The organism is Thomasclavelia saccharogumia DSM 17460 (assembly GCF_000686665.1).
GTDB lineage: Bacteria > Bacillota_I > Bacilli_A > Erysipelotrichales > Coprobacillaceae > Thomasclavelia > Thomasclavelia saccharogumia.
On the sequence record NZ_JMLH01000118.1, the window covers coordinates 1 to 2,881 of the forward strand.

Annotated in this window: 3 protein-coding genes; all 3 read left to right on the forward strand. The window is 27.8% G+C overall.

All coding sequences use genetic code 11. The annotated features are described in order from the left end of the window. The first annotated feature begins 112 nt into the window (after nucleotides 1-112). The 3 genes from BR82_RS17190 to htpG all read left to right on the forward strand — a co-directional run bounded on the left by BR82_RS17190 (nucleotide 113) and on the right by htpG (nucleotide 2,760). Nucleotides 113-325, forward strand: coding sequence for an RNA polymerase sigma factor (locus BR82_RS17190; protein WP_471530351.1), 213 nt, complete (start codon nucleotides 113-115; stop codon nucleotides 323-325). Nucleotides 326-329: 4 nt separating this feature from the next. After that, nucleotides 330-569: a helix-turn-helix domain-containing protein gene (locus BR82_RS0114370; protein ID WP_027090723.1), complete on the forward strand. Its 240-nt coding sequence runs from the start codon at nucleotides 330-332 to the stop codon at nucleotides 567-569. 301 nt (nucleotides 570-870) lie between these two features. Further along, entirely contained in the window at nucleotides 871-2,760 is a 1,890-nt protein-coding gene (gene htpG / locus BR82_RS0114375; protein WP_027090724.1) for a molecular chaperone HtpG, read from the forward strand. The last annotated feature ends 121 nt before the right edge of the window (nucleotides 2,761-2,881 follow it).

Here is a 2,881-nt window from a genome sequence, read left to right on the forward strand (position 1 = left end):
ATTATCAAATTAAATTAGTTATATTTAATTTTAACTAATTTACGAATGCATAAACAGTAGTTTTTTGAGTCAAAATAATTTGCATATCAACAATAAAGTATGGTTTGAAGTTTTGCATTTCTCTGTTTGTGTATCTGATGATAAACTGGCAACTGCTTTAAATATGCTAACGAAGAAACAGTGTAATACTATTTTACTATACTATTTTCAAGATATGAATGACAGAGAAATTTCAGAGTTATACCATGTATCACGTTCAGCAATTTCTAGCAGGAGAAATAGAGGTTTAAGAAAATTAAAAGAACTACTGAAAGAAAGGGATTAAAAAAATGAGAAAAAAATATGGTTGCCCTACTTTTGAATTGATTTGCAGAGCGTCCAGTGGAGAGGAAGAAGCAATCATAGAAATTTTGAAATTCTATGACGCTTATATTTCTAAATTATGCTTACGACCATGTTGTCACTCTGAAAGTGGTAAAGTCACTATGCAGATTGATGAAGAACTAAAGGGCGAAATCCATACGGAAATGATAAAATCAATCTTGAAATTTGAAATCAAAATAAAGTAAATAAATCACTATAGAAAAAATGGGAGATACACAGTTTTATCGTGCAATCTCCCATGTTATTTTTCCCGTCATATCGTGGCTCTCTTAAACATAGTAAAATCGTAGTAAAATGAATAATTTTTATGCAATATTTCTTTGATAAATACAGTGTTTATGCGGATAATCGGACTTTTTATAAAAAGTTTTTTAGCTAAAAATTCAAAAAACTAGCACTCAGGGGTTGACAGTGCTAAGGTGTTGTATTAAAATAGCTTTAGCACAAAAGAAAGATGAGTGCTAATATAAGAATGGAGATGTAATTATGGCTGAAAAGAAACAATTTAAAGCGGAATCAAAAAGATTATTAGATTTAATGATTAATTCTATTTATACACATAAAGAAATTTTTTTAAGAGAGTTAATTTCTAATGCAAGTGATGCAAGTGATAAATTATATTATAAAGCACTTACTGAGAACATTTCATCAATTAGTCGTGATGATTTAATTATTGAACTTGGTTTAGATAAAGAAAATCGTGTTTTAACAATTAAAGATCATGGAATCGGGATGGATAAAGATGAATTAGAAACGCATTTAGGTACGATTGCTAATAGTGGATCTTTTGAGTTCAAAAATGAAAATGATCATGATGATATTGATATTATTGGTCAATTCGGGGTTGGTTTCTATGCTGCTTTTATGGTCGCTAAAAAAGTAGAAGTAATTTCTAAAAAATATGGTAGTGATCAGGGACATACTTGGGTATCTGAAGTTAGTGATGGTTATGAAATTTTTGAAACCGATGTTAGTGAACATGGAACAACGATCAAATTATATTTAAAAGATAATACTGAAGATGAAAATTATGATGAATATGTAAACCAATATCATATTCGTGATTTAGTAAAGAAATATTCTGATTATGTTCATTATCCAATTAAAATGGATATGACTGTTTCTAAGAAAAAAGAAGATAGTGATGAATATGAAGATGTAGTTGAAAATCAAACATTAAATTCTATGGTTCCTTTATGGAAAAGAAATAAAAAAGATATTACAGATGAAGAATATAATGAGTTCTATAAAGATAAATTTAATGATTTCAATGATCCTTTGAAAGTAATTCATACTCATGTTGAAGGTAATGTGTCATATGATTCAATATTATTTATTCCTTCTAAACCACCGATGAATTATTATTCAAATGAGTATGAAAAAGGACTACAATTATATTCACGCGGTGTCTTTATTATGGATAAAGCTAGTGAATTAGTACCTGAACATTTTAGATTTGTTAAAGGTTTAGTAGATTCTGAAGACTTATCATTAAATATTTCACGAGAAATGTTGCAGCATGATCGTCAACTAAAGGTAATTGCTGATAAGATTGAAAAGAAGATTCAAAGTGAATTAGAAACAATGCTTAAAAAAGATCGTGAAAAATATGAAGAATTTTTTGATAGCTTTGGTTTACAGTTGAAATTTGGTATTTATAATAGTTATGGAATGTTAAAAGAAAAACTTCAAGATCTATTATTATATTATTCTAGTAAAGAAGAAAAGCTTATTACCTTGGCTCAATATGTTGAAAATATGCCTGAAGGGCAAAAAGAAATTTATTTTGCAAGCGGTGAAACTAGAGAAAAGATCGCTACTTTACCACAAGTGGAGTTAGTTAAAGATAAAGGTTATGATGTTTTATATTTAACTGATAATGTCGATGAGTTCTGTTTCCAAATGATGCGTGATTATAAAGAAAAACCATTTAAATCTGTAGCTCAAGGTGATTTAGATATTGAAACAGAAGAAGAAAAGAAACAATTAGAAAAGACTAATGAAGAAAATAAAGATTTATTGACAGCAATCAAAGATTCATTAGGTGATAAAGTTGTCGATGTTAAAGTATCTTCACGTTTAAAATCACATCCAGTATGCTTAGTATCAAGCGATGGTGTATCATTTGAAATGGAAAAGGTTTTAAGTCAAATGCCTGAAGGTAATAATGTTAAAGCAGGAAGAATTTTAGAAATCAATCCAAATCATGATATTTTCAATGCAATGAAAAAGGTTTATGAAAATAACAAAGATAAAGTTGGAGACTATGCAAGTATTTTATATGATCAAGCATTATTGATTGAAGGATTCTCAATTGATAATCCAGTTGAATTCTCAAATAAAATCTGTGATTTAATGATTGAATTAAATAAATAATAAATAGGCTAATTATTAGCCTATTTATGCTATAATAAGTTATAAACTTAAACAAATTTTTTTGGAAACAAAAAAAGGATTTCTAATTATATCCAAAATACTGAATAGTAAGTAATCCATA

Excerpts from the sequence above, each read along its gene's own strand:
- BR82_RS0114370 (WP_027090723.1), top strand. The coding sequence starts at position 330 with ATGAGAAAAAAATATGGTTGCCCTACTTTTGAATTGATTTGCAGAGCG.
- htpG (WP_027090724.1), top strand. The coding sequence starts at position 871 with ATGGCTGAAAAGAAACAATTTAAAGCGGAATCAAAAAGATTATTAGAT.